Source organism: Massilia polaris (assembly GCF_012927275.1).
Lineage (GTDB): Bacteria > Pseudomonadota > Gammaproteobacteria > Burkholderiales > Burkholderiaceae_D > Telluria_A > Telluria_A polaris.
This window is the reverse complement of sequence record NZ_JABBGG010000007.1, coordinates 159,268-183,297: the sequence shown is the minus strand read 5'-3', so window position 1 is coordinate 183,297 and position 24,030 is coordinate 159,268. Positions and strand designations below refer to the sequence as shown.

The 24,030-nt window shown below is 63.2% G+C and carries 23 protein-coding genes; 10 read left to right on the top strand and 13 right to left on the bottom strand.

Features of this window, described 5'->3' with window-relative positions; all coding sequences use genetic code 11:
* The first annotated feature begins 71 nt into the window (after nt 1-71).
* From HHL21_RS13935 to cobA, 6 genes are read left to right on the top strand one after another with little or no spacing between them, the layout of a single operon-like run.
* Nucleotides 72-1,760 carry a nitrite/sulfite reductase gene (locus HHL21_RS13935; protein WP_169466835.1) on the top strand — a complete coding sequence of 563 codons (1,689 nt, stop codon included), beginning with the start codon at nt 72-74 and terminating at the stop codon, nt 1,758-1,760.
* Nucleotides 1,753-2,313: a DUF934 domain-containing protein gene (locus tag HHL21_RS13930; RefSeq protein WP_169466833.1), complete on the top strand. Its 561-nt coding sequence runs from the start codon at nt 1,753-1,755 to the stop codon at nt 2,311-2,313. Before HHL21_RS13935 ends, HHL21_RS13930 begins: the two co-directional genes overlap by 8 nt.
* 10 nt (nt 2,314-2,323) lie before the next feature.
* Entirely contained in the window at nt 2,324-3,037 is a 714-nt protein-coding gene (locus HHL21_RS13925) for a phosphoadenylyl-sulfate reductase (protein WP_169466831.1), read from the top strand.
* Nucleotides 3,038-3,068: 31 nt separating this feature from the next.
* Complete coding sequence (gene cysD, locus HHL21_RS13920) at nt 3,069-4,007, top strand: sulfate adenylyltransferase subunit CysD (protein ID WP_169466829.1); 939 nt, start codon at nt 3,069-3,071, stop codon at nt 4,005-4,007.
* Nucleotides 4,007-5,329 (top strand): sulfate adenylyltransferase subunit 1, encoded by a 1,323-nt coding sequence (locus HHL21_RS13915; RefSeq protein ID WP_169466828.1) that lies wholly within the window; start codon nt 4,007-4,009, stop codon nt 5,327-5,329. The genes cysD and HHL21_RS13915 overlap by 1 nt, the downstream gene beginning before the upstream one ends.
* A 12-nt stretch (nt 5,330-5,341) precedes the next feature.
* Nucleotides 5,342-6,100, top strand: a complete 759-nt coding sequence (gene cobA / locus HHL21_RS13910; protein ID WP_169466826.1) for a uroporphyrinogen-III C-methyltransferase — start codon at nt 5,342-5,344, stop codon at nt 6,098-6,100.
* Here cobA and HHL21_RS13905 read toward each other — a convergent pair.
* A complete protein-coding gene (locus HHL21_RS13905; protein ID WP_169466824.1) occupies nt 6,097-6,543 on the bottom strand; it encodes a hypothetical protein in 447 nt (148 codons plus the stop codon). The two genes, cobA and HHL21_RS13905, sit on opposite strands and share 4 nt — an antisense overlap.
* A gap of 212 nt (nt 6,544-6,755) precedes the next feature.
* Here HHL21_RS13905 and hemP point away from each other — a divergent pair, with 212 nt between their 5' ends.
* Together hemP and HHL21_RS13895 are read left to right on the top strand one after the other, a co-directional pair.
* Nucleotides 6,756-6,947, top strand: a complete 192-nt coding sequence (gene hemP, locus HHL21_RS13900) for a hemin uptake protein HemP (RefSeq protein ID WP_169466822.1) — start codon at nt 6,756-6,758, stop codon at nt 6,945-6,947.
* 74 nt (nt 6,948-7,021) lie between these two features.
* The gene (locus tag HHL21_RS13895) at nt 7,022-7,336 is read left to right on the top strand and encodes a hypothetical protein (RefSeq protein ID WP_169466820.1); all 315 of its coding nucleotides are present in this window, start codon (nt 7,022-7,024) and stop codon (nt 7,334-7,336) included.
* Between the two features lie 4 nt (nt 7,337-7,340).
* Here HHL21_RS13895 and HHL21_RS13890 read toward each other — a convergent pair whose 3' ends face one another.
* The 4 genes from HHL21_RS13890 to lptF all read right to left on the bottom strand — a co-directional run bounded on the left by HHL21_RS13890 (nt 7,341) and on the right by lptF (nt 11,023).
* Nucleotides 7,341-8,234 (bottom strand): DUF4394 domain-containing protein, encoded by an 894-nt coding sequence (locus HHL21_RS13890; protein WP_206085782.1) that lies wholly within the window; start codon nt 8,232-8,234, stop codon nt 7,341-7,343.
* A 124-nt stretch (nt 8,235-8,358) separates the two neighbouring features.
* Nucleotides 8,359-8,733 (bottom strand): sirohydrochlorin chelatase, encoded by a 375-nt coding sequence (locus tag HHL21_RS13885; protein WP_169467114.1) that lies wholly within the window; start codon nt 8,731-8,733, stop codon nt 8,359-8,361.
* On the bottom strand, nt 8,733-9,890 hold the full coding sequence (lptG, locus tag HHL21_RS13880) for an LPS export ABC transporter permease LptG (protein ID WP_169466818.1): 1,158 nt from the start codon (nt 9,888-9,890) through the stop codon (nt 8,733-8,735). Before lptG ends, HHL21_RS13885 begins: the two co-directional genes overlap by 1 nt.
* Nucleotides 9,890-11,023: an LPS export ABC transporter permease LptF gene (gene lptF / locus HHL21_RS13875; protein WP_169466816.1), complete on the bottom strand. Its 1,134-nt coding sequence runs from the start codon at nt 11,021-11,023 to the stop codon at nt 9,890-9,892. Before lptF ends, lptG begins: the two co-directional genes overlap by 1 nt.
* A 59-nt stretch (nt 11,024-11,082) precedes the next feature.
* Between lptF and HHL21_RS13870 the strand changes: the two genes are divergently transcribed.
* The gene (locus tag HHL21_RS13870; protein ID WP_169466814.1) at nt 11,083-12,576 is read left to right on the top strand and encodes a leucyl aminopeptidase; all 1,494 of its coding nucleotides are present in this window, start codon (nt 11,083-11,085) and stop codon (nt 12,574-12,576) included.
* A 79-nt stretch (nt 12,577-12,655) separates the two neighbouring features.
* Here HHL21_RS13870 and HHL21_RS13865 read toward each other — a convergent pair whose 3' ends face one another.
* From HHL21_RS13865 to HHL21_RS13855, 3 genes are all read right to left on the bottom strand, one after another.
* Nucleotides 12,656-13,105 carry a hypothetical protein gene (locus HHL21_RS13865; protein ID WP_169467112.1) on the bottom strand — a complete coding sequence of 150 codons (450 nt, stop codon included), beginning with the start codon at nt 13,103-13,105 and terminating at the stop codon, nt 12,656-12,658.
* Between the two features lie 120 nt (nt 13,106-13,225).
* Entirely contained in the window at nt 13,226-13,417 is a 192-nt protein-coding gene (locus HHL21_RS13860) for a DUF1653 domain-containing protein (RefSeq protein ID WP_169466812.1), read from the bottom strand.
* Nucleotides 13,417-13,797 (bottom strand): phiTE_015 family protein, encoded by a 381-nt coding sequence (locus tag HHL21_RS13855; RefSeq protein WP_169466810.1) that lies wholly within the window; start codon nt 13,795-13,797, stop codon nt 13,417-13,419. The genes HHL21_RS13860 and HHL21_RS13855 overlap by 1 nt, the downstream gene beginning before the upstream one ends.
* Nucleotides 13,798-14,186: 389 nt before the next feature.
* On the opposite strand from HHL21_RS13855, the gene xth reads away from it, so the two are divergent.
* Nucleotides 14,187-14,957 (top strand): exodeoxyribonuclease III, encoded by a 771-nt coding sequence (gene xth / locus HHL21_RS13850; protein ID WP_169466808.1) that lies wholly within the window; start codon nt 14,187-14,189, stop codon nt 14,955-14,957.
* 16 nt (nt 14,958-14,973) lie between these two features.
* Here the strand turns inward: xth and HHL21_RS13845 are convergent, their stop codons facing one another.
* From HHL21_RS13845 to prpB, 5 genes are all read right to left on the bottom strand, one after another.
* Nucleotides 14,974-17,763, bottom strand: coding sequence for a sensor domain-containing protein (locus tag HHL21_RS13845; RefSeq protein WP_370659728.1), 2,790 nt, complete (start codon nt 17,761-17,763; stop codon nt 14,974-14,976).
* Between the two features lie 246 nt (nt 17,764-18,009).
* The gene (prpF, locus tag HHL21_RS13840) at nt 18,010-19,203 is read right to left on the bottom strand and encodes a 2-methylaconitate cis-trans isomerase PrpF (protein ID WP_169466804.1); all 1,194 of its coding nucleotides are present in this window, start codon (nt 19,201-19,203) and stop codon (nt 18,010-18,012) included.
* A gap of 57 nt (nt 19,204-19,260) precedes the next feature.
* Nucleotides 19,261-21,858 carry a Fe/S-dependent 2-methylisocitrate dehydratase AcnD gene (acnD, locus tag HHL21_RS13835; RefSeq protein WP_169466802.1) on the bottom strand — a complete coding sequence of 866 codons (2,598 nt, stop codon included), beginning with the start codon at nt 21,856-21,858 and terminating at the stop codon, nt 19,261-19,263.
* Nucleotides 21,859-21,908: 50 nt separating this feature from the next.
* On the bottom strand, nt 21,909-23,066 hold the full coding sequence (gene prpC, locus HHL21_RS13830) for a bifunctional 2-methylcitrate synthase/citrate synthase (protein WP_169466800.1): 1,158 nt from the start codon (nt 23,064-23,066) through the stop codon (nt 21,909-21,911).
* A 28-nt stretch (nt 23,067-23,094) separates the two neighbouring features.
* Complete coding sequence (gene prpB / locus HHL21_RS13825; protein ID WP_169466798.1) at nt 23,095-23,979, bottom strand: methylisocitrate lyase; 885 nt, start codon at nt 23,977-23,979, stop codon at nt 23,095-23,097.
* Nucleotides 23,980-24,030 lie beyond the last annotated feature (51 nt).

Below are 24,030 nucleotides of genomic sequence, written 5' to 3'. Positions count from 1 at the left end.
GTATTGAGGCTAGTTTGGGGGAAGTCTTAGACCTTCCGCCCAGAAAACAGAGCCACAACGGGATCCTGAACATGTATCGCTATGACCAATATGACCATCTGATCGTGCGTGAGCGCATCGCCCAGTACCGCGACCAGGTGCAGCGCCGCCTCGACGACGAGCTGACGGAAGAAGAGTTCCTGCCGCTGCGCCTGCAAAACGGCCTGTACATGCAGCGCCACGCCTACATGTTGCGCATCGCGGTCCCTTACGGCCTGCTGTCGTCGGCGCAGATGCGCATGTTCGGCCATATCGCGCGCAAGTATGACCGCGGCTACGGCCACTTCACCACGCGCCAGAACATCCAGTTCAACTGGATCGAGCTTGAGCAGACCCCCGACATCCTGACCGACCTGGCGTCGGTTGAAATGCACGCGATCCAGACCTCCGGCAACTGCATCCGCAACATCACCACCGACGAATTCGCCGGCGTCGCCGCCGACGAACATATCGATCCGCGCCCGTTCTGCGAAGTGCTGCGCCAGTGGAGCACCTTCCACCCCGAGTTCGCCGCCCTGCCGCGCAAGTTCAAGGTCGCGATCAACGGCTCGGTGGAAGACCGGGCCGCGATCGCCGTGCATGACATCGGCCTGACAGTGCTGCGCAACGAAGCGGGCGAAATCGGCTTCAAGGTGATGGTCGGCGGCGGCATGGGGCGCACCCCGATCCTGGGCAGCGTCGTCCGCGAATTCCTGCCGTGGCAGCACATGCTGACCTACATCGAAGCGATCATGCGCGTGTATAACCTGCACGGCCGCCGCGACAACAAGTACAAGGCGCGCATCAAGATTCTGGTCAAGGCAGTCGGGCTTGAAGAATTCACCCGCCAGGTTGAAGAAGAATGGACGGACCTGAAAGACAGCCCGTCGACGCTGACCGACGAGGAAATGAACCGCATCTCGGCCTACTTCCCGCTGCCGGCCTACGAAACGCTGGCGGCCGTCGATCCGCGCACCGGCCATGAAGACAACAAGGCTTTCGCCAACTGGCTGCTGCGTAACGTCAAGCCGCACAAGGTGCCGGGTTACAGCTCCGTCGTGCTGTCGCTGAAAAAGCCAGGCGTGCCGCCGGGCGACGCGACCGCATCGCAGATCGACTTCGTGGCCGACATGGCCGACCGCTACAGCTTCGGCGAACTGCGCGTGACGCACGAGCAGAACCTGGTGCTGGCCGACGTCAGGCAGTCGGACCTGTTCACCGTGTGGCAGCAAGTGAAGGCGCAGGGACTGGCGACGCCGAACATCGGCCTGCTGACCGACATGATCTGCTGCCCTGGCGGCGACTTCTGCTCGCTGGCCAATGCCAAGTCGATCCCGATTGCGGCCGCCATCGCGCACCGCTTCGAGAACATCGACTTCCAGCATGACATCGGCGAGATCGAACTGAATATGTCGGGCTGCATCAACGCCTGCGGCCATCACCACGTCGGCACCATCGGCATCCTCGGCGTCGACAAGGACGGCAGCGAGTGGTACCAGGTTTCGATCGGCGGCGCGCAGGGTAACAACTCGGCCATCGGCAAGATCATCGGGCCATCGTTCTCGGCGCACCAGATGCCCGAAGTGATCGACCGCCTGCTGCAGGTGTACGTCCGCGAGCGCACCGCAGAGGAACGCTTCCTCGACACCGTGCTGCGCCTGGGCGTCGCGCCATTCAAGGAACATGTATATGCCACGCCGATTGCGGCCGGATTACTGGTAGGGGAAGACGACTATGCTTGAAGTTATCCATCCACAGATCATCAAAGGGCACCAAGTGGCCGACGACGACTGGGCCGTGCTGCGCCTCGACGAAGGCGAAGCCGCTGAAACGGTGGCGGTCCGCGAAGGCAAGGTCATCGTGCCGCTGACGGTGTGGCTGGCGCAGCGCGAGTCGCTGTCGGCACGACCGCAGGTCGGCGTCTGGATCGCCCCGGCCGAACAGCCGGAGCTGCTCAAGGGCGACCTCGATAAATTTGCGGTCGTTGCAATCGACTTCCCTAAGTTCACCGATGGCCGCGGCTATTCGATCGCCTACAACCTGCGCATGCGCCTTGGCTACATGGGCGAACTGCGCGCCATCGGCGACGTGCTGCGCGATCAGCTGTTTGCGATGCACCGTGTCGGCTTCGACGCCTACGCTACCCGCCAGGACCGCAGCATCCATGACGCAGTCAAGGGACTGACCGTTTTCTCCGAGGTGTACCAGGCTTCGGTGGACGTGAACGTCCCGCTGTTCCGCCGCCACCACCGCGAAGTTCGCGTGGACGGCAACGATATCGGCTTCGGCATCTGAGGCGACCGCCATGGCAGACAACGACCTCATAGCATCCACCCGCGCGACGCTTGAACGCATCGCCGGCGAGTTCTCGCCCGCCGTTTTCGCATCGAGCCTGGCGGCCGAGGACATGGTGCTGACGGACCTGATTTTGAAGGCGCAGCTGCCGATCGCGATCTTCTCGCTCGAAACCGGCCGCCTGCATCCCGAGACGCTGGCCGTGCTGGATGCGGTCAAGGCGAAGTACGGCTACGACGTGCAGCTGTACCGCCCGCAGCCGGAGGCGGTGGACGCCTACGTCGCCCAGAACGGCCGCGACGCCTTCTACAACAGCATCGAGATGCGCCGCGAGTGCTGCCGCATCCGCAAAGTCGAACCGCTCGGCCGCGCCCTCGCCGGCAACAAGGCATGGGTGACCGGCCAGCGCCGCGCACAGTCGGCGACGCGCTCGGACCTGTCGATCCAGGAAGACGATCCAGCGCACGGCATGGTCAAGTTCAATCCGCTGGCCGACTGGTCGGAGGACGACGTCTGGAACTACATCCGCGCCAACGATGTGCCCTACAACGCGCTGCACGACCAGGGCTTCCCGTCGATCGGCTGCGCACCCTGCACGCGCGCCGTGCAACCGGGCGAAGACGTCCGCGCCGGCCGCTGGTGGTGGGAGAACCCCGAGTCGAAGGAGTGCGGACTGCACATCGTCGACGGCAAACTGATTCGCATTAAACCAGTGGCCGCGTAAGCGCCGCCACCAGACAACAGGTACAGCCACCATGAACACAATCACCGACAAGACGCACTTGCTCGCCGACGTCAACGCGCGCCACCTCGACGCGCTGGAATCGGAAGCGATCCACATCATGCGCGAGGTAGCGGCCGAATGCGCCAACCCTGCCCTGCTGTTCTCGGGCGGTAAAGACTCGGTGGTGCTGCTGCGCCTGGCCGAGAAGGCCTTCCGCCCGGGTAAATTCCCGTTCCCGCTGGTGCACATCGACACCGGCCATAACTTCGATGAAGTGATCACCTTCCGCGACAAGCGCGTGGCCGAACTGGGCGAACGCCTGATCGTGGGCAGCGTAGAAGACTCGATCAAGCGCGGCACGGTACGCCTGCGTAATCCGGCGACCGATTCGCGCAACGCCGCGCAAGCCGTCACGCTGCTCGAAACGATCGCCGAACACGGCTTCGACGCCTGCATCGGCGGCGCCCGCCGCGACGAAGAGAAAGCCCGCGCCAAGGAACGCATCTTCTCCTTCCGCGACGAATTCGGCCAGTGGGACCCGAAGGCGCAGCGCCCGGAACTCTGGGACCTGTACAACACCCGCGTGCACCCGGGCGAGAACATGCGCGTGTTCCCGATCTCGAACTGGACTGAGCTCGACGTCTGGCTGTACATCCAGCGCGAAAAGCTGGAACTGCCGCCGATCTACTTCGCGCACGAGCGCCAGGTTATTCCGCGCAACGGCCTTCTTGTGCCTCTGACGCCACTGACGCCAGCGCGCGAAGGCGAAACGGTCGAAACGCAGGTGGTGCGCTTCCGCACCGTGGGCGACATCTCGTGCACTTGCCCTGTGAGCTCGGACGCATCGACGGTCGAAGCGATCATCGCCGAAACCGCCATCACCCAGATCACCGAGCGCGGCGCCACCCGGATGGACGACCAGACCTCCGAAGCCTCAATGGAAAAACGCAAGAAAGCAGGATACTTCTGATGAACGCCATGAACGAAAACTTGACCGGCCAGCGATCTGGCGAGCGGGGACTGCTTCGCTTCATTACCGCGGGCTCCGTCGACGACGGCAAGAGCACGCTGATCGGCCGCCTGCTGTTCGACAGCAAAGGCATCTTCGCCGACCAGCTCGACGCGATGTCGCGCTCCAAGCACAAGCGCACCGTGGGCGACGCGGTCGACCTGTCGCTGCTGACCGACGGCCTGGAAGCCGAGCGCGAACAGGGCATCACCATCGACGTAGCCTACCGCTACTTCGCCACGCCGCGCCGCAAGTTCATCATCGCCGACACGCCGGGCCATGAGCAGTACACCCGCAACATGGTGACGGGCGCATCGACCGCCGATGCTGTGATCATCCTGGTCGACGTATCGAAGGTCAAGCTGCGCGAAGACGGCGGCGTCGACCTGCTGATCCAGACCAAGCGCCATTCGACCATCGCCCACCTGCTGCAGATCGAGCACGTGATCGTCGCGGTCAACAAGATGGACCTGGTGAACTACGACCAGTCGGTGTACGACCGTATCGTCAAGGCGTACGGCGAATTCGCCGCGACGCTCGGCCTGAAGGACATCACGCCTATTCCGCTGTCCGCCCTCACCGGCGACAACGTCGTCGAGCGCAGCGGCAAGATGGCCTGGTACGACGGCCCGCCGCTGATCGAACTGCTTGAGTCGCTGTCGGTGTACGACGAATCGCACGATGCGCCCTTCCGCTTCCCGGTACAGCTGGTGGCGCGCCACAACGGCCACGAAGCCAACGACTTCCGCGGCTACATGGGCCGCATCGAGGCGGGCAAGGTCAGTGTCGGCGACAAGCTGGTGGTGCAGCCATCGGGCCAGGCCGCGACCGTCAAGGACATCCTCACCTTCGAAGGTTCGCACCAGAGCGCGGCCGTCGGCCAGTCGGTCACGCTGCTGCTGAACGAATACCTCGACATCTCGCGCGGCGACCTGCTGGCAGGGAGCGCGCAGCCAGCCACGCTGCTCAAGAACCTGGCAGCGGACGTATGCTGGATGTCCGATGAACCGCTCGACCTGCGCCGCAAATACTGGATCAAGCATGGCACCAAGCAGACCGCGGCCAAGGTGACGGCGATCGACTCGCTGTTGGACATCAACACCCAGCAGCGCCACAGCGCGGAAGGCCTTAAACTGAACGACATCGCGCGCATCGCGCTGACCGTGCAGCAGCCTTTGGCCGCCGACGCCTATGATGATATCCGCGCCACCGGTGCGTTTATCCTGATCGATGAAGTCACCCACCAGACCGTCGCTGCGGGCATGATCCGCCTCACGGCCTAACAGGAGAGCAGCATGGCAGCACTCGGAAAAGTTTTCCTGATCGGCGCTGGCCCCGGCGCCCAGGACCTGATCACCCTGCGCGGTGCGCGCCTGCTGGCGCAAGCCGACGTCGTGCTGCACGACGCGCTGGTGACACCCGAGATGCTCGAACTATGCCCGCAAGCGCTCAAGATCCCGGTCGGCAAACGCTGCGGCCAGCTGTCGACGGCGCAGGCTTTCATCAACAAGCAGCTGGTCGACAACGCGCACAAGTTCCCGCTGGTGGTGCGGCTGAAAGGCGGCGACCCGATGCTGTTCGGCCGCGCCGACGAAGAACTGCGCGCGCTTGAAGAAGCCGGCATTGCGGTTGAAGTCGTCCCGGGTATCACGACTGCGCTGGCTGCGGCATCGGCTACTAAACAGCCGCTGACCAAACGTGGCGTCGCGCGCAGCGTGGCCTTCTTCACGTCCAGCACCGCGCCCGATCACGATGGACACACTGCGATTCCGGACACCGACACGCTGGTGCAGTACATGGGCGGCCGCGAGGCGATCGCCACCGCGCAGCGCCTGCTGGATCAGGGACGACGCGCTGAAACGCCAGTGGTCGTCATCGAGAACTGCAGCCGTCCGGACCAGCGTATCTTCCGCCTGACGATCGAGACGCTGGCGCGCGGCCTCGGCGCCGCGCACGGACCCGTTCTTGTAATGCTGGGCGATGCGATGCACCAGCGCGCGCACCAGGCGCCTGATTCCGACGCTACGGAGTGCGAGCGGCGACTAAGCGCCTAAGAAATATACTTGAGGTCGTGCTCGCCGATCTCCCACAGCAACCGGTCCGCCGCCACATAGGTTTCCTCAGCCACCGCATGCAGATGCGCAATCGCCGCGCCCAAGCGCTGCCCGCCAAAGCCGGAGTGCGAGACCAACGGCACCGCCGCCATCTCACAGCGGATGTGGCGGATATCTTCCTTCAGCCCCTTCAGCATTTCGCGGATCGTAAAGTCCGCATCGACCGCTTCCCGGAACGCCCCGGCGGCAAGGCTCGCTTCAAACGCATTGATCTTGCGGCGCATCGACGCGAGCCGCACCGCCAGCGACTCCATCCGGCGTGCGCAGCGCATGCGCCTGACGACAGGCGGCATCATGGTCATCAAAGCATGCCCGTGCCCCCTTGCGCGGGTCAAGGCAGCCAGCACTTCGCAAACGAGGATTTTCCAGGCAAGTGTCAGCATCGCAAGCTCATTCCGGGCCCCGGACAACGCCAGGGTGTTCAGTCGAGTGTGTGCCGCTTTAAAAATCGCGTCAAACGTGCGGGCCCGGTTGCAACTGACGCAGCTCAAGCTGCGACGAACTGAGGTTTCCATCGCCAAAGGTGTTTACACGGCTTGCAATCGCTGCACAGATCGGACATAATCCAAATGAGAATAGTTCTCATTTAATGAGCATGCCGACGACGAAAATTTCTCCGGAATCCGACCTGCCTAAACCAACGCAGCTTGAGTGCAACAGCCAGCAAGTCCCGCGCTTCGACAGCCGGCACCTGTTCGGCCACGGTAAATCCGTGCACATCGAACACGAAGGCAAGGTGTACGAGCTTCGCGTCACCCGCCTGGGCAAGCTGATCCTGACCGCCTGAATTCACCCAGCCAGCCATCCGCAGCCGCCGCCGCGGTAGCCAGCCAATCACTTCATCTATCCAAGGAGCGTTGCATGGCTATCGAACAATCGACCAGGGCAATTGAAGAGCCTGGCACCCTGTCCTCCCAGCCCGAGCTGCTGGTGTCGGCCGCGCGGCACCTGATGTCGCACTACAGCACCCGCGGCGACGACGCGGGCACCTGCCTCAAGCTGGCGTCCGTCATCGAACGGCACCTGAAGGCGCTTGCCGGGCATGGCGACCTGGCGCCGGTATTGCGCGCCACCTGCCAGCAGTTGTCGGAGCAATGGGCGGGCATGGTCGAACAGGCGATCCCGGCAAGGCAAAATGTGACCTTGCTGGACCGCGTGTTCGGCGTCGCCCGCTAAGCGCCTAGTCCTGGTTCAGCGGTATCGCGATATCGCTGACCTGGGCGCCGCGCGCGAAACTTCCCCGTGCGCTGGCTTTTCCGGTCAACAGGTCGACCGAGTACAGCGCCCCGTCCGCGCCGGCCATGCCGAGCACGGCGAGCGCTTCCGCGCCGACACTGGCGCCGTCGCGCACGCGGTTATAGATGTCGAAACCTGCCACGGCCGCAACATCCATGCCCAGCTTTCCGGTTGCCGCGAGGGTGCCGGCGTTAGGCGGCGACTGCAGCGCAACCTGGTCGAGCATGCTGTCGAGCGCGAACAGCGTGGTGGCGGTCGCGGCGTTCAGGTCGTTGTTCGTATATGCCGAGCCGGTGACGCCGGTCGCGGCCGTTCCCGCCGTATAGTTGAGGACGCCGTCGACGATCGTGACACCCCCGCTGCCGATGTTGTGACGCAGGTTTTGTCCGGTATCGCTGACGACGCGCAGGCGGTCCGCCGCCGGGTTGAAATCGACGCCAAACTGGGTTCCCTCAAGGGCAACGGTCAGCTGGCTGACTTTTGTCGCAACGGCGGTGGCGGTATCGATCTGGTAAATGCCGCCGGCCTTGCTGACGCCGTACAGCATGCCGTCCTGCACGCGGAAGTCGATGCCGACGAGCATGTCACCTGACATCAGGCCGCTTACCATGCCGAGCGCGCGCGCGTCGCCCGGACGGTTCTCGCTGAAACAGATCAGGCGCTGGTCGGCAGTGAGGCCGACTGCCATCAGCGGCTGGTGGCGGTCACCCTTCTGCGCCTCCATGCCGCTGGCGCAGGCGTTGCCGCCGCGCCGGGATTTGCTGTCTGCTGCGTGCGATACGGAGACGGCGCTGACAGCAGCCACGATGATTAATGCCGAACGAAAACTTGGTTTCACGATGACACTCCTTATTATCAGCTGTTGATGGGATCGCCTTGGCGGAGCGGATGCCGCTCCTGGCTATCTGTGTACGCAGAAAGTGCGCAACCGGATTCAACAACAGTAAAAAGGATGCGATTGCTTAGGGTCTTGCCGCCGCGACACAAAAGTCGGTCATGGCCTTCAGCACATCGGGATCTTCGCCGACCGCACCCACGACCGTGATCGCCACACCGGGGTGCGCGACGCGCAGTGCGTCGATCATCAGCGGCAGGTCGCGCAGCACATGGCCGCCCTGCCCCAGGAAAACCGGGACGACGGTGATGCCGGAGACGCCTTCGGCCGCAAGCGCAGCCACCTGCGCCGGCAGGCGCGGCTCCATCAGCTCGAGGAAGGCCAGCGATACCGGCACGTCCGGCATGCGCGCCTGCGTCATGCCGCGCAGGCGCTCGAACGGCGCCTTCCACGATTCGGCGCGGGCGCCGTGCGCGAACAGGATCAGCGCGCGGCCGGCCATCAGTGCCGCTCCACCCACCACAAGGCGCCCAGCGCCAGCAGCAGGAACAGCAAACTGGGCGCCACCGCCGTGATGAACGCCGGCCAGGTGCTGAGCAGGCCAAGGTGCGAGAACAGCGTGTTCATCAGGATGAAGCTCACCCCGATCATGATGCCGATGAAGATCTTCAGGCTCACGCCGCCGCTGCGCGTGTGCAGGTAGGCGAACGGCAGCGCCAGCGCCATCAGGACGAAGATCGCGAACGGATCGATCAGCTTCTTCCAGAACGCGATCTTGAAGCGGTCGGTCTCCTGGCGGTTCTCGGCCAGGTGGCGCGTGTAGACGGCCAGCTCATTGGCCGACATGCGCTCAGGGTCGGCCGACGACACCGACAGGATCTTCGGCGTGACTTCGGACGCCAGCGTCATGCTCTCCAGCTTGCGGGTTGTGACCGCGCTGGTCTCCTGGCCGAACGTACCCTGCTTCTGCGCGGCCACTGCCGCCGAATTGGAGAACACGGTTTCCGTCACGTCTTCCAGGCGCCACTTGTTGTTCCCTTCGAAGACGCCGGACTTCGCGGTAATCAGGGAGCGCATGCGGAAGTCGTTATCGAACTCGTACAGCTTGATGCCGGCCAGGCGGCCATCCGGACGGAACTCGCTGACGTTGAAGAAGCGCGAGCCGGTGATCTCGCCCTTCACGCCGTCGTTGCGCACCACGTCCTTGGTCCACATGCCCGACTTGAACTGCTGCGACACCGACGCGCCCTGCGCGCTGAGCTTGAGCTTCTCCGCCCACGGCGCGGTGCGCGGGGTGATCAGTTCACCGAACACGAAGGTCACCAGCACCAGCACGGCGCCGATCCTGAAGAGCATCGCGGCGGCCATCTGGGTCGACATGCTCGAGGCGCGCATGATGGTGAATTCGGACGAACTGGCAAACTGCGCCATCGTGTAGATGGTGCCGATCAGCGCGGCGACCGGCATCACTTCATACACGTGGCCCGGCACCAGCATCAGCACGTACAGGAAGGCGTGCTGGATCTCGTAGCCGTCCTTGCCGACGTCCGGCAGCTCGCTGGTCAGGTCCATGAAGGAGATCAGCGCCAGGAAGGCGACCAGCACGAACGCGACGGCCTGCAGGATCGAGACCGCGAAATAGCGTTGAAGGACTTTCATCAGGCAGGCGCTCCTTTGCGCGCGGTGCGGGATCGCTTGAAAGCGCCCCACAGTACCAGCGGGTGGTAGCGGTGATTCGGGTTGACGCGCCATGCGAACAGCAGCACCACGCACAGGGCGGCGACGACGTGCAGCGGCCATGAAGCGGCGGAAAAGTCCATCTTGCCCTGCCTGATCGCGGCTTCCGCCATCTTCTCCAGGTTTTTATAGGTGAAGAAGATCAGCAAGGCGAGGATCAGGTTGGCCGCGCTGCCGGCGCGCGGATTGACGAAACCGAGCGGGATCGCCAGCAGCATCAGGATCAGGCAACTGACCGGGGCTGCCACGCGCTTCAACAGTTCGGACATCGTGTAGCGGTTGGGCGCCGCCAGCAGCGCCGGCGTCGACAAGGTATCGACCGGCAGGTCGGCGCCGAGCGCCGGCACCTTGGTCGAAACGCGCATGCTGTAACGGTCGAACTCCATCGACTGGAAATCGGCCTGCCCAGGCACGCCTTGATAGCGGCGACCGTTCTTCAGCACCAGGAAGTTGCTGCCGTCCGGCTGGCGCTCGATGACGCCTTCCTTTGCGACCACCACGGTGTTCCCGTCTTTTTCCACCGTATTGACGAACACGTTCTGCACCACCGTCGATTCGCCCGACACGCCTTCGACGAAGAACACGCGATTGCTCGACGTGGACTCCTTGAACTGGCCCGGCGAGACCTTCTTCAGGTCCTCGCGTTTTTCGAAGCGCTGGACGAACTCCTCGCTTTTCAGCTTGGCCCACGGCGTCGCCACCATGCTCAAGGCGCCGGTCAATACGACCAGCGGCAGGCCGAACGTCAGTACCGGCGGGATCCAGCGCAGCAGCGACATGCCCGAAGCGAACCACACCACCATCTCGGAGTCGCGGTAGCTGCGCGTGATGGCCACCAAAACTGAAATAAAACTGGTGAGAATCAGGATAGTTGGCAGATAATTCAGGATTGCAAAACCGATCAACGCGACGACGTCGCCCGAGTCGACCTTGCCGCCCGCAGCCTTGCCGAGGATGGAGATCAGGGTCCAGGTGGCCAGGACTGAGAAAAGAATCGTAAAGGTGGCGCCGGCAGCACTCGCCAGTTCACGTCGCAGGGCGCGTTGAAAGATCATTGGAAAGTTATAATCGCAGGTTAAGCAGTGCGCGTCACAAACATGATATGGAGATCCAAATGGACTTTAGCATAAAAGCATTCGATACAAAGAACACCATCACGTCGGCAAAAACAGGCTGTGTCGCAGTTGCGGTATTCGAAAACAAAAAAATGTCGCAGGCGGCCAAGGCCCTCGATCAGGGTGGTGAAATCACTGCTGCGCTCAAGTCCGGCGACATCACCGGCAAGCCTGGTTCGACGCTGATGCTGCGCGGCGTATCGGGCGCGGCTGCCGCGCGCGTCCTGCTCGTAGGTATGGGTAACGATCAGACCGTCAGCGAAAAGAGCTTCACGTCCGCCGTCACCGCAACCCTCAAGACGTTCGCCTCGATTGGCGCCACGGACGCCATTATCGCATTACCGATGACCGATGTGAAAGACCGCGACGTGAGCTGGGCGGTGCGCTGCGTCGTCATCGCCGCCAACGAGGGCGAGTTCCGCACCGACGCGCAAAAGAGCAAGAAAGACCCGGCTCCGACCGGCGTTCGCAAGATCACGCTGGCGACCGACGCGAACGCGCAGGTCAAGGCCACGCTGGCGCAATCGATCGCGATCGCCAACGGCATGAACCTGACCAAGGAACTGGGCAACCTGTCGCCGAACGTCTGCACCCCGACCTACCTGGCCAACACGGCCAGGAAACTGGCCGCTGAATTCAAGTTCGGCGTCGAAGTCCTCGAGCGCAAGCAGCTCGAAGCGCTGAAGATGGGCAGCTTCCTGTCCGTGACCAACGGCAGCGAGCAGCCGCCAAAGTTCATCGTCCTCAAGCACATGGGCGGCAAGGCCAAGGACGCGCCAGTGGTGCTGGTCGGCAAAGGCATCACCTTCGACACCGGCGGCATCTCGATCAAGGCCGGTCCTGGCATGGACGAGATGAAGTACGACATGTGCGGCGCCGGCTCCGTGCTCGGCACCTTCCGCGCGATTGGCGAGATGGGCCTGAAGCTGAACGTGATCGGCATCGTGGCCGCATGCGAAAACATGCCATCTGGCCGCGCGACCAAGCCGGGCGACATCGTCACCTCGATGAACGGTTTGACCATCGAAGTCCTGAACACCGACGCCGAAGGCCGCCTGATCCTGTGCGACGCGCTGACCTATGCCGAGCGTTTCAATCCTGCGGTGGTAGTGGATATCGCCACGCTGACTGGCGCGTGCATCGTGGCTCTGGGCCACCACAATTCGGGCCTGTTCACGCGTAGCGACGACAAGCACGAAGCGCTGGCGGCGGAACTGCTGGCAGCCGGCAAGCAGTCCAGCGACACCGCATGGCGCCTGCCGATTGAAGAGATCTATAACGAGCAGCTGAAGTCGAACTTCGCGGACCTGGCGAACATTGGCACGCCGGGCGGTGCAAGTGTGACGGCTGCGTGCTTCCTCGAGAACTTCACGCGCAAGTACACCTGGGCGCACTTGGATATCGCTGGTACGGCATGGAAGACTGGCGCGGCAAAAGGCGCGACCGGCCGTCCGGTGCCGCTGCTGGCGACGTTCCTGATCAACCGCACGTAAGCGGCGCGAATTTAATCTGCACTGCCACAAACCGTAGGGCGGACAAGCGTAAGCGCCTCCGCCCTACGTTCGTGGCTTTTTAATACAACGCGTTAGACGCCACCTCATCGACCGGATCCTCAACATACCCGCCGGGACGCCGCATCAGCACCGTCAGCGTATCCGGATATTCAAACCCCGCCCCGGTGCGCTTATCGACCAGATAACCCAGCCCCGCGGTCAGCACCACGTTCCCCATCAACGCGCCGGCATTGGCCCGCGAATCAACCACATCCTGCCCTACCCCTGCGCCGCTGCGCTTGCAGTCGACCCACAGCTTGCCCGCGCTCTTGCGCACCGATACGCGTCCCGGCGTGGTCACGAACCAGCGCCCTGCGTCATTGGTCAGCACGCAGCCGATTCCGGCCACTTCGCGGTTGTCCTGGATCGTCTGCACCAGCACCACCTGCTGGTCAGGTTCGCTGAGCGTCGCACAGCCGCCAAGCGCGGCGAGCGCGAGGACTGCGACTAGTCGTTTGAAGATTGCCATGTTATCCACCGCGGTTGTCATGACCTGTTTACGGCAGGCCGCGGGGATTCCTGAAGACTTATTTGAGGGGGATCGGTAAATTGGCCGGAACCGGCACTACCGGGTGCCGCAGGGGCTGTGCTACTCGACCGGCGCGAAGCGCGGCACCTTCTGGCCGTCGACGTCGACCAGCTCGAAGAAAACATCCTTGGGTCTCGTCCAGATCGAGCCATTGGCGGCCCGGTAGACAATCATCTCGGACAGGTCCGATTCGAGCGTGGCGATGCATACCAGCTCGTACAGTCCGCCCTTGTAATGCCTGAATTTCTGCATCAACCCGCTTTGTCTTCCGCGAGTACTTTCTGCTTTTTCTTCAGGCCCTGGATTACCTTCAGCACGCCTTCGATGCCGTCCGATTCATCCAGGTCGCTGAAGGCGTCGAGGACTTCGTTAAGCACCTTGTTGCGTACCGACGCTTCGTCCGGCGCCATCGTTGCGGCCTTGTCGGCCGGCTCGGCTGCCTGCTCTCGCGCCGGAACCTTCTGCGCGGCGAACTTGGCGGTCGCGGCAGCGGTCTTCCCATGTGCAAGGGCCGCTTGCCAGATTACCCAGCGGCGTTGCGTTTCGAATACCAGATACTCGTCTGGTTTGTCTTCACGGCGGCGGACGATGTGACCGTCCCGTTGCGCCCACGCTTCAAATGCACTACGCATTATCTTCCTTTACAAATGCTGTTACCGCATTTCGACAAATGTTGAAAATGCAACTTTTCAAAATAGTACCACCTATTGGGACGGCACTGCGAAAAATTCACTTTTTTGGCGTGCCACGACCCGAAATGTGGCGTAGCTGCACATTCTCGCAAGCCACTGACAGATACTACGCCAGCAGTTATAAAAATGCAATTTTTAATTCCTCTTGAGTAACAATAGGACATTCCCGGGCTCATGTGTATGTATTGTTACATTTTGCTACATTTGTAGGCAATATTTAGTCCGGGAACAATACCAATTTCGGCAAAATTTGCACCTGTTCAACCTTGCACTTCAAGCGAGGAGCGTTGATACTTCGGTCTTCGCCGCCCTACCCTTTGCACCGACAAATGAAAATAGCAACCTGGAACGTCAACTCCCTCAAAGTCCGCCTGCCGCACCTGCTCCAGTGGCTGGAAGCAAACCCGGTTGACGTACTGTGCCTTCAAGAAACCAAACTTGAGGATGCCAAGTTCCCGCTCGCTGACATTAATGCGGCCGGCTACCAGGTGGCGTTCAGCGGCCAGAAAACCTACAACGGCGTCGCGATCCTGTCGAAGCATCCGATTACCGACGTGGTGCGCAACAATCCCCGCTTCGAAGATCCGCAGCAGCGCATCCTCGCCGCGACGATCGAGGGGATGCGCTTCATCAGCGCGTATGTACCGAACGGGCAGGCGGTCGATTCGGACAAGTACGTGTACAAGCTGGCGTGGCTGGCGTCCTTGCGCGAGTGGCTGGCGGAGGAAATGCGCACGCACGGCGAGCAGGGCCTGGCTATCCTGGGCGACTACAACATCGCGCCGGAAGACCGTGACGTGTACGACCCGGTGGGATGGGGCGACGAGGTACTGTGCTCGCCGAAGGAGCGCGAGGCGCTGTCGCACCTGATCGGGCTTGGCCTGACGGATTCGTTCCGCATGTTCGAGCAGCCGGAGAAGTCGTTCAGCTGGTGGGACTATCGCCAGCTGGGGTACCAGAAGAACAAGGGCCTGCGCATCGATCACATTTTGCTGTCGGAGTCGCTTGCGAAGCGCTGCGTCGCATGCGCCATCGATCGGGTTCCGCGCAAATGGACGCAGCCGTCGGATCACGCGCCGGTAATTGCGACACTGGGATAACCGGGCCTGTCGCCGCTTACCGCACCAGCGCCATCACCTCGTGCGCTGCGACCGGCTGCGAAAACAGGAACCCCTGCGCGTACTGGCATCCGTTCTCCCGCAGCAGCTTGTACTGCCCTTCGCTCTCGACACCTTCGGCCACCACCGACAACTGAAGGCTGTTCGACAGCGCGATAATCGCCGCCACGATCGCGCGGTCTTCCGCACTGCCTTCCAGGTCCTTGACGAACGCACGGTCGATCTTTACCTTCTTGACCGGGAAGCGCTTCAGGTAAGCCAGGCTTGAATAGCCCGTTCCGAAATCGTCGATCGACAAGCGGATGCCCATGCGGTTGATCTGCCCGAGGATCTCGAGCGTCTGCTCGCCGTGCTGCATCAGCGCGGTCTCGGTGATTTCGAACTCGATCAGTGCCGGGTCGATCCCGGTTTCATCGAGAATGCTGCGGATCGATTGAATCAGCCCGCGGTTCATGAACTGGCGCGGCGACAGGTTGACCGCCAGCGGCACCGGATCGAATCCCTGGCGCAGCCATTCGACGCTCTGCTCGCAGGCGCGCCGCATCACCCATTCGCCGACCGGCACGATCAGCCCGTTTTCTTCCATGATCGGAATGAACTGGTCCGGCTGCACCAGTTCAGTGCCGCCACGGCGCCAGCGCAGCAGCACTTCCAGGGTGTGGATGCGGCGCGTGCCGGTGTCGATGATCGGCTGGTAGAACAGCTCGAACTCCTTGCGCGCCATCGCTCCGCGCAAGCTGCTTTCGAGCTCGAAATGCTGCGACGCGGCCTGGTTCATCGTCTGGGTGAAGAACTGGTAGTTGTTACGCCCGCTCGCCTTGGCGTGGTACATGGCAGCATCGGCGTGGCGCATCAGGGTTTCGACGTCGCCGCCGTCGTTCGGGAACATGCAGATGCCGATCGACGGCGTGATGTGCAGCATGCGGCCCTCGAACGGAATCGGCGAGGCCAGCGCATCGATGATCTTCTCGGCCACGTGGTTGCATTCCGACGCCTCGCGTATGCCCGGCACCAGCACCACGAATTCGTCGCCGCCTAGGCGCGCCACGGTGTCGCTCGCGCGCACGGCGCGGCACAGCCGGTTCGCGACTTCCTTGAGCAAGTGGTCGCCCGTCAGGTGGCCGAGCGAGTCGTTGATGGTCTTGAAGCGGTCGAGGTCGAGGAACATGACCGCCAGCTTCCGATCGGAGCGCTGTGCGGCCAGCATCGCGCGGTCGAGCCGGTCCGCCAGCAGTGCCCGGTTCGGCAAGCCGGTGAGGCTGTCGTGATAAGCCATGTGGTGCACGCGCGCCTCGGCCTGGCGGCGTTCGACGATCTCCGCCTGCAGCAGCGTATTGGCGCCGGCCAGTTCGGCGGTGCGTTCGAGCACGCGCACTTCAAGCTCGTCGCGCGCGCGCCGGATGGCGTCGGCCGCCTCGCGCCGTGCGGTGACGTCGTCGACCACCCACACCGAGCGCCCGGTCGCTTTCGACAGGTCGAACGGACGGCCCGACAGGCGCGCCCAGAACATGCTGCCATCCTTGCGCACCAGCTGGTACTCGCCCATGCTGATGCGGCCCGAATGGAAATTGCGCGAGGTCTCGATGCGCGCTTCGTCCCAGCTCGCCTTGTCCGGATATAGCGACTGCACCGACAGCCCGTTGATTTCGCCCGGTCCGTAGCCGAACAGCTCTTCCATCTTGGTATTGCAGCGCAGGTTGTAGCCCTCTTCGACGACGGCGATGCCCAGCACCGCGCTGTCGAGGATCGCCTGGTTTTCCAACAGCGCGTTGCGCAGCGATTCCTCGGCGCGCTTTTGTTTGGTCCTGTCCTCAATGATCCAGATCGTGCCGCGCGACGGGTCCTCGGGATTGACGACGAAGGCGATCACCTGCACCCACATCTCGGTACCGTCCTTGCGCACCATCGCGACCTCAGTCTGGAATGGCCGGCCGGCGGACAGCAGCGGGGCGGCTTCCCTGCCAAGCTGGTCGTAGACCGCGTCGCTCGGATACAGCGCGCGGCCAGGGATGCCGAGCGCTTCATTGCCGTCGTAGCCGAACATCTCGCCGAAGCTGCGGTTGTAGCGCGTCACGACGCGGTTGCGCGTGAACAGGATGGTGAAGGAGGCATTGGTCATGATCGCCTGGCCTTCGGTCATCGACAGGCGCGCGTCGGTGACGTCTTCCAGGATCCAGATCGTGCCCTCTTCGTTGCGGTCGATGTCGACCGCCTTGGCGCGCACGCGGCACCAGAACAAGCTGCCGTCGCGCCGTTTGAACTGCGCTTCCGGCGCCTCGAACGGCAGGCCCTGGCTTAGCAGCGGCCCGGCATCCTTGCCGAACCTGACGTACGTCTCGGGCGATGGAAAGACTTCGATCGCGCGCCGGCCTGTCATCTCGTCCTGCGGGTAGCCGAACATCTCGGCAAAGCGTGGATTACAGGATGACATCACGCCGGCCTTGCTGAACAGGATGCCGACGGAAGCGTTATCGAGGATGGCTTTTTGCTCAAGCAGCGACTGGCGCAGGGCCGACTGATCGCGCTCGAACGGACGCAGGTCGGTGAACACGAAGATCGCGCCCGGCGCTGTCTCCTCGGCGGAGAGCGGCTTGGAGTGGACCTGGACAGCGATCTCGCTGCCGTTCGATGCGACCAGGGCGCTGGCCCAGTCCTGCTCGATCTCGGTGGCGCTTTGCAGGCGCCCCGCTGCCGCGGGCGCGGTGCGCGCGGTGAACAGCTCGGGAAGTTCAAGCCCGGACGCATCGCGCCCGATCAGGCGCTCCAGCTCGGGGTTAACCGCAAACACCTGGCCGGCCGCGTTGCATGCGCACGCGGGCAGTCCAAATAACTGAAGGGATTCCGCGACAAAATCAGGATTAGCCGGTACTCGATCCATGTCCCACACTGTAATAAGTACTGCCTCTATGGCGGGCAGCTTCAGTCTGGATCATAAACCACAATCGGCGGCAAAATCAGGAAATTGTAAGAATTACGTAGGGTGGCAGACCCGCAGCCCGGGAAAAACAACAAGGCTGGGGCCCTTGGCAGTTGCTTAGAAGGAGTCGCCGGGAACGCGTACCCAGCCTTCCATCAGCACGCGCGCGCTGCGGCTCATGATCGCTTTGCAAACGCTCCATTCGCCGTTGCTGAACGTGGCCTGCGCGCCGACGCGCAAGGTGCCCGATGGATGGCCGAAACGCACGGCGCTTGGCGAACCGCCGCCTGCGGCGAGGTTCACCAGCGTGCCCGGGATAGCGGCAGCGGTGCCGATGGCGACAGCGGCAGTGCCCATCATCGCGTGGTGCAGCTTACCCATCGACATGGCGCGCACCAGCAGGTCGACGTCGGTGGACGAGACCTCCTTGCCGCTCGAAGACACGTAGGCCGCAGGCGGCGCGACGAACGCCACTTTCGGCGTGTGCTGCAGCCTGGCCGCCTCCGTCACATGCTTGATGAGGCCCATGCGCACGGCGCCGTGGGCGCGGATGGTTTCAAACCTGGCCAGTGCGGCGGCATCTCTGTTGATCGCGTCCTGAAGCTCGGTGCCGGTGTAGCCGATGTCCGCAGCGTTCAGGAAGATGGTCGGGATGCCGGCGTTGATCATCGTCGCCTTGAAGGTGCCGATGCCTGGTACGTCGAGGTCGTCGATCAGGTGCCCGGTCGGGAACATCGAACCGCCCTCGCCGTCATCCTCCGCCGCCGCCGGGTCCATGAATTCAAGCTGGACTTCAGCGGCGGGGAAGGTGACGCCATCGAGCGCGAATTCGCCGGTCTCCTGTACTTCGCCGCTGGTGATCGGGACGTGGGCGATGATGGTCTTGCCAATGTTGGCTTGCCAGATGCGCACGGTGGCGATGCCGTTCTCCGGGATGCGTTCCGGGTCGACCATGCCGCCGCTGATGGCAAACGAGCCGACTGCGGCGGACAGGTTGCCGCAGTTGCCGCTCCAGTCGACGAAGGCTTTGTCGATGGCGACCTGGCCGAACAGGTAATCGACGTCGTGGCCTTCCTTGCTGCTGCGCGCGAGGATGACGGCCTTGCTGGTGCTTGAGGTAGCGCCGCCCATGCCGTCGATCTGTTTGCCGTAAGGGTCGGGGCTGCCGATCACGCGCAGCAGCAGCGCGTCGCGCGCTGCGCCGGGCAGCTGCGCGGTTTGCGGCAGGTCTTGCAGGCGGAAGAACACGCCTTTGCTGGTGCCGCCACGCATGTAGGTGGCAGGGACTTTGATTTGTGGTGCGTGGGTCATCTTAATTCCTGTATTCGGCGGATGCGGGCCTCGCCCTTATCCGCCGATTTGGCCGCGTTACGCCGCCTTGACTGAAGACGCAAGGAAGTCCTGCGCAAATCGCTGCAGCACCCCACCCGCTTCGTAGATCGACACCTCTTCCGCGGTATCGAGCCTGCATGTCACCGGCACCTCAAGCCGCTCGCCATTCTTGCGGTTGACAACCAGCGTCAACGTCGCACGCGGCGTGCGCTCGCCGATCACGTCATACGTCTCGGTGCCATCCAGCGCCAGCGTCAAACGGTTCACGCCCGCCTTGAACTCCAGCGGCAGCACACCCATCCCGACCAGATTGGTACGGTGAATACGCTCGAACCCTTCAGCGGCAATCGCCTCCACACCGGCCAGACGCACTCCCTTGGCAGCCCAGTCACGCGACGAACCCTGGCCGTAATCCGCGCCAGCGATGATGATCAGCGGCTGCTTGCGCTCCATGTAGGTCTCAATCGCTTCCCACATGCGCGTCACAGTGCCTTCCGGCTCAACACGCGCCAGCGAACCAGCCTTCACCTTGCCGTCCACAACCGCCATCTCGTTGATCAGGGTCGGATTGGCGAACGTCGCACGCTGCGCCGTCAGGTGGTCGCCACGGTGGGTCGCGTACGAATTGAAGTCTTCCTCCGGCAGGCCCATCTTGGCAAGGTACTCGCCCGCTGCGCTGTTCAGCATGATCGCGTTGGACGGCGACAGGTGGTCGGTGGTGATGTTATCGCCAAGGACGGCGAGCGGACGCATGGCGGTCAGCGAACGCTCGCCGGCCAGCGCGCCTTCCCAGTACGGCGGACGGCGGATGTAGGTGCTCTGCTCGCGCCAGTCGTACAGCGGGCTGACCTTCTCGCCATTGTCTGCCTGGATCGCGAACATCGGCGTGTACACCTTGCGGAACTGCTCCGGCTTGACGCTCGATGCGACGATGGCGTCGATCTCTTCGTCCGATGGCCAGATATCGGCCAGGCGGATCGGCTTGCCGCTTGCGTCGGTGCCGAGGATGTCCTTCTCGATGTCGAAGCGGATCGTGCCCGCGATCGCATAGGCCACGACCAACGGCGGCGAAGCCAGGAAGGCCTGCTTGGCGTACGGGTGAATGCGGCCGTCGAAGTTACGGTTACCCGAAAGGACAGCGGTGGCGTACAAATCGCGGTCGATGATCTCTTGCTGGATGACCGGATCGAGCGCGCCGCTCATGCCGTTGCAGGTGGTGCAGGCAAACGCCACGACGCCGAAGCCCAGGCTTTCCAGCTCCGGCATCAACCCTGCTTCTTCCAGGTACAGCGCGACGGTCTTGGAGCCTGGCGCCAGCGAGCTCTTTACCCACGGCTTGCGCGTCAGGCCAAGCTTGTTGGCGTTACGCGCGATGAGGCCGGCGGCGATCATGTTGCGTGGGTTGTTGGTGTTGGTGCAGCTGGTGATGGCGGCGATGATGACCGCGCCGTCAGGCATCAGGCCCGGCTCGTTTTCAACAACGCCACTGATGCCGCGCGCCGCCAGTTCGGACGTCGGCACGCGCTTGTGCGGGTTCGACGGGCCGGCGATGTTGCGCACCACGGACGACAGGTCGAAGCTCAGTACGCGCTCGTACTCGGCGTTCTTCAGGCTGTCCGCCCACAGGCCGGTTTCCTTCGCGTAGGTCTCGACCAGCTTCACCAGCTCGTCCTCGCGGCCGGTCAGCTTCAGGTACTTGATGGTCTGTTCGTCGATGTAGAACATCGCCGCGGTCGAGCCGAATTCCGGCGCCATGTTCGAGATGGTGGCGCGGTCGCCCAGGGTCAGGTGCGATGCGCCTTCGCCGTAGAACTCGAGGTAGGACGAGACGACCTTCGAATTGCGCAGGAACTCGGTCAGCGCCAGCACGATGTCGGTGGCGGTGATGCCTGGCTGCGGCTTGCCGGTCAGGTCAACGCCAATAATGTCGGGCAGGCGCATGTACGACGCGCGGCCCAGCATCACGCTTTCGGCTTCGAGGCCGCCGACGCCGATGGCGAGCACGCCGAGCGCGTCGACCATCGGGGTGTGCGAGTCGGTGCCGACCAGCGTATCCGGGAAGGCGACGCTATCCTTCACCTGGATCACGGGCGACATGCGCTCGAGGTTGATCTGGTGGAGGATGCCGTTACCCGGCGGGATCACGTCGACGTTCTTGAACGCCTTCTTGGTCCAGTTGATGAAGTCGAAGCGGTCTTCATTGCGGCGGTCTTCGATGGCGCGGTTCTTTTCGAACGCGTCAGGATCGAAGCCTCCGCACTCGACTGCCAGCGAGTGGTCGACCACCAGCTGGGTCGGTACGACCGGGTTGACCATGGCCGGGTCGCCGCCTTCGAGGGCGATGGCGTCGCGCAGGCCCGCGAGGTCGACCAGCGCGGTCTGGCCGAGGATGTCATGGCAGACCACGCGTGCCGGGAACCATGGGAAATCGAGGTCGCGCTTGCGTTCGATAATCTGCTTGAGCGATGCGGTGAGCATCAAAGGGTCGCAGCGGCGCACGAGGTTCTCGGCGAGTACGCGCGACGTGTACGGCAGCTTGTCGTAGGCGCCAGGCTGGATGGCTTCGACCGCGGCGCGCGTGTCGAAATAATCGAGCTTGGTGCCCGGCAGGGGTTTGCGGTTGCCAGTGTTCATAGATTAATCCCTCTGCTGCCGTTCCCGCGTACGGAAACGGCGGCGAAACATTACTTACGGGCCGAAATCGGCACGAATTGCAGGTCTTCCGGGCCGACGTAGTTTGCGCTCGGACGGATGATCTTGTTGTCGATGCGCTGCTCGATGACGTGCGCGGCCCAGCCGGACGTGCGCGAGATGACGAACAACGGCGTGAACATCGCGGTCGGCACGCCCATCATGTGGTACGACACGGCCGAGAACCAGTCCAGGTTCGGGAACATCTTCTTCACTTCCCACATCACGGTCTCAAGGCGTTCGGCGATGTCGAACATCTTCAACGAACCGGCATCGCGCGACAGCGAACGCGCGACTTCCTTGATGACCTTGTTGCGCGGGTCGGAGACGGTGTACACCGGGTGGCCGAAGCCGGTCACGACTTCCTTGTTGGCGACGCGGTTGCGGATGTCCGCTTCCGCTTCGTCCGGGTTCTCGTAGCGCTTCTGGATGTCGAGCGCGGCTTCGTTGGCGCCGCCGTGCTTCGGTCCGCGCAGCGCGCCGATCGCGCCGGTGATGGCCGAGTGGATGTCCGAACCGGTGCCGGCGATGACGCGCGAGGTGAAGGTCGAGGCGTTGAACTCGTGTTCCGCGTACAGGATCAGCGAAGTGTGCATCGCCTTTTCCCAGCTCTTCGGCGGCTTCACGCCGTGCAGCATGTGCAGGAAGTGGCCGCCGATCGAGTCGTCGTCGGTCTCGACGTCGATGCGCTTGCCGTTGTGGCTGAAGTGGTACCAGTACAGCAGCATCGAGCCGAACGACGCCATCAGGCGGTCGGCGATGTCGCGCGCGCCTGGCGGGTTGTGGTCGTCCTTCTCAGGCAGCACGCAGCCCAAGGTCGATACGCCGGTGCGCATCACGTCCATCGGATGGCTCGACGCCGGCAGCGCTTCCAGCGCGGCCTTGACCGCCTGCGGCAGGCCGCGCAGCGATTTCAGCTTGGCCTTGTAGCCTGCCAGTTCGGCCGAATTCGGCAGCTTGCCATGCACCAGCAGGTAGGCGATTTCTTCGAATTCCGAATTGTCGGCGATGTCGAGGATGTCGTAGCCGCGGTAGTGCAGGTCATTGCCGGTTTTGCCGACCGAGCACAGGGCCGTATTTCCGGCGGCGACGCCGGACAGTGCTACCGATTTCTTTGGCTTGAAGCCTGGCGCTGCGGTTTGCTCACTCATGTTTGAATCTCCAGTAGTCATGGACGAATTATTTTTTCTGCGCTGCGAACAGCGCGTCGAGCTTCTGCTCGAAGTCGTGGTAGTTGATGCGCTCGTACAGCTCCATGCGGGTCTGCATGGTGTCGACCACGTTCTTCTGGGTGCCGTCGCGGCGGATCGCGCCGTACACGTTTTCGGCAGCCTTGTTCATGGCGCGGAAGGCGGACAGCGGATACAGCACCAGGCCGACATCGGCGCCCTTCAGTTCTTCGGTGGTGAACAGCGGGGTCTCGCCGAACTCGGTGATGTTGGCGAGGACCGGCACCTTGACCGCTTTCGCGAACTGCGAATACATGGCCAGGTCGGTGATCGCTTCAGGGAAGACCATGTCGGCGCCCGCTTCGACGCAGGCGATGGTGCGCTCGATTGCGGCCTCCAGGCCTTCTACCGCCAGCGCGTCGGTGCGCGCCATGATGACGAAGCTGTCGTCGGTGCGCGCGTCAACCGCGGCCTTGATGCGGTCGACCATCTCCTGCTTGGTGACGATCTCCTTGCCCGGACGGTGGCCGCAGCGTTTGGCGCCGACCTGGTCTTCGATGTGCATCGCGGCCGCGCCGAACTTGATCATCGATTTGACGGTGCGCGCGACGTTGAAGGCCGATGCGCCGAAGCCGGTGTCGACGTCGACCAGCAGCGGCAGGTCGCACACGTCGGTGATGCGGCGCACGTCGGTCAGCACGTCGTCGAGGTTCGAGATGCCCAGGTCAGGCAGGCCGAGCGAACCGGCCGCGACACCGCCGCCGGACAGGTAGATCGCGCGGAAGCCGGCGCGCTTGGCCAGCAATGCGTGGTTTGCGTTGATGGCGCCGACGACCTGCAGCGGCGATTCTTCCTGTACTGCGCGGCGGAACAGCGCGCCTGGTGATTCCTTCATTGTGTACTCCCCTGTGATGTTGCATCGGTAACGGTGATACCCTTCTATTGC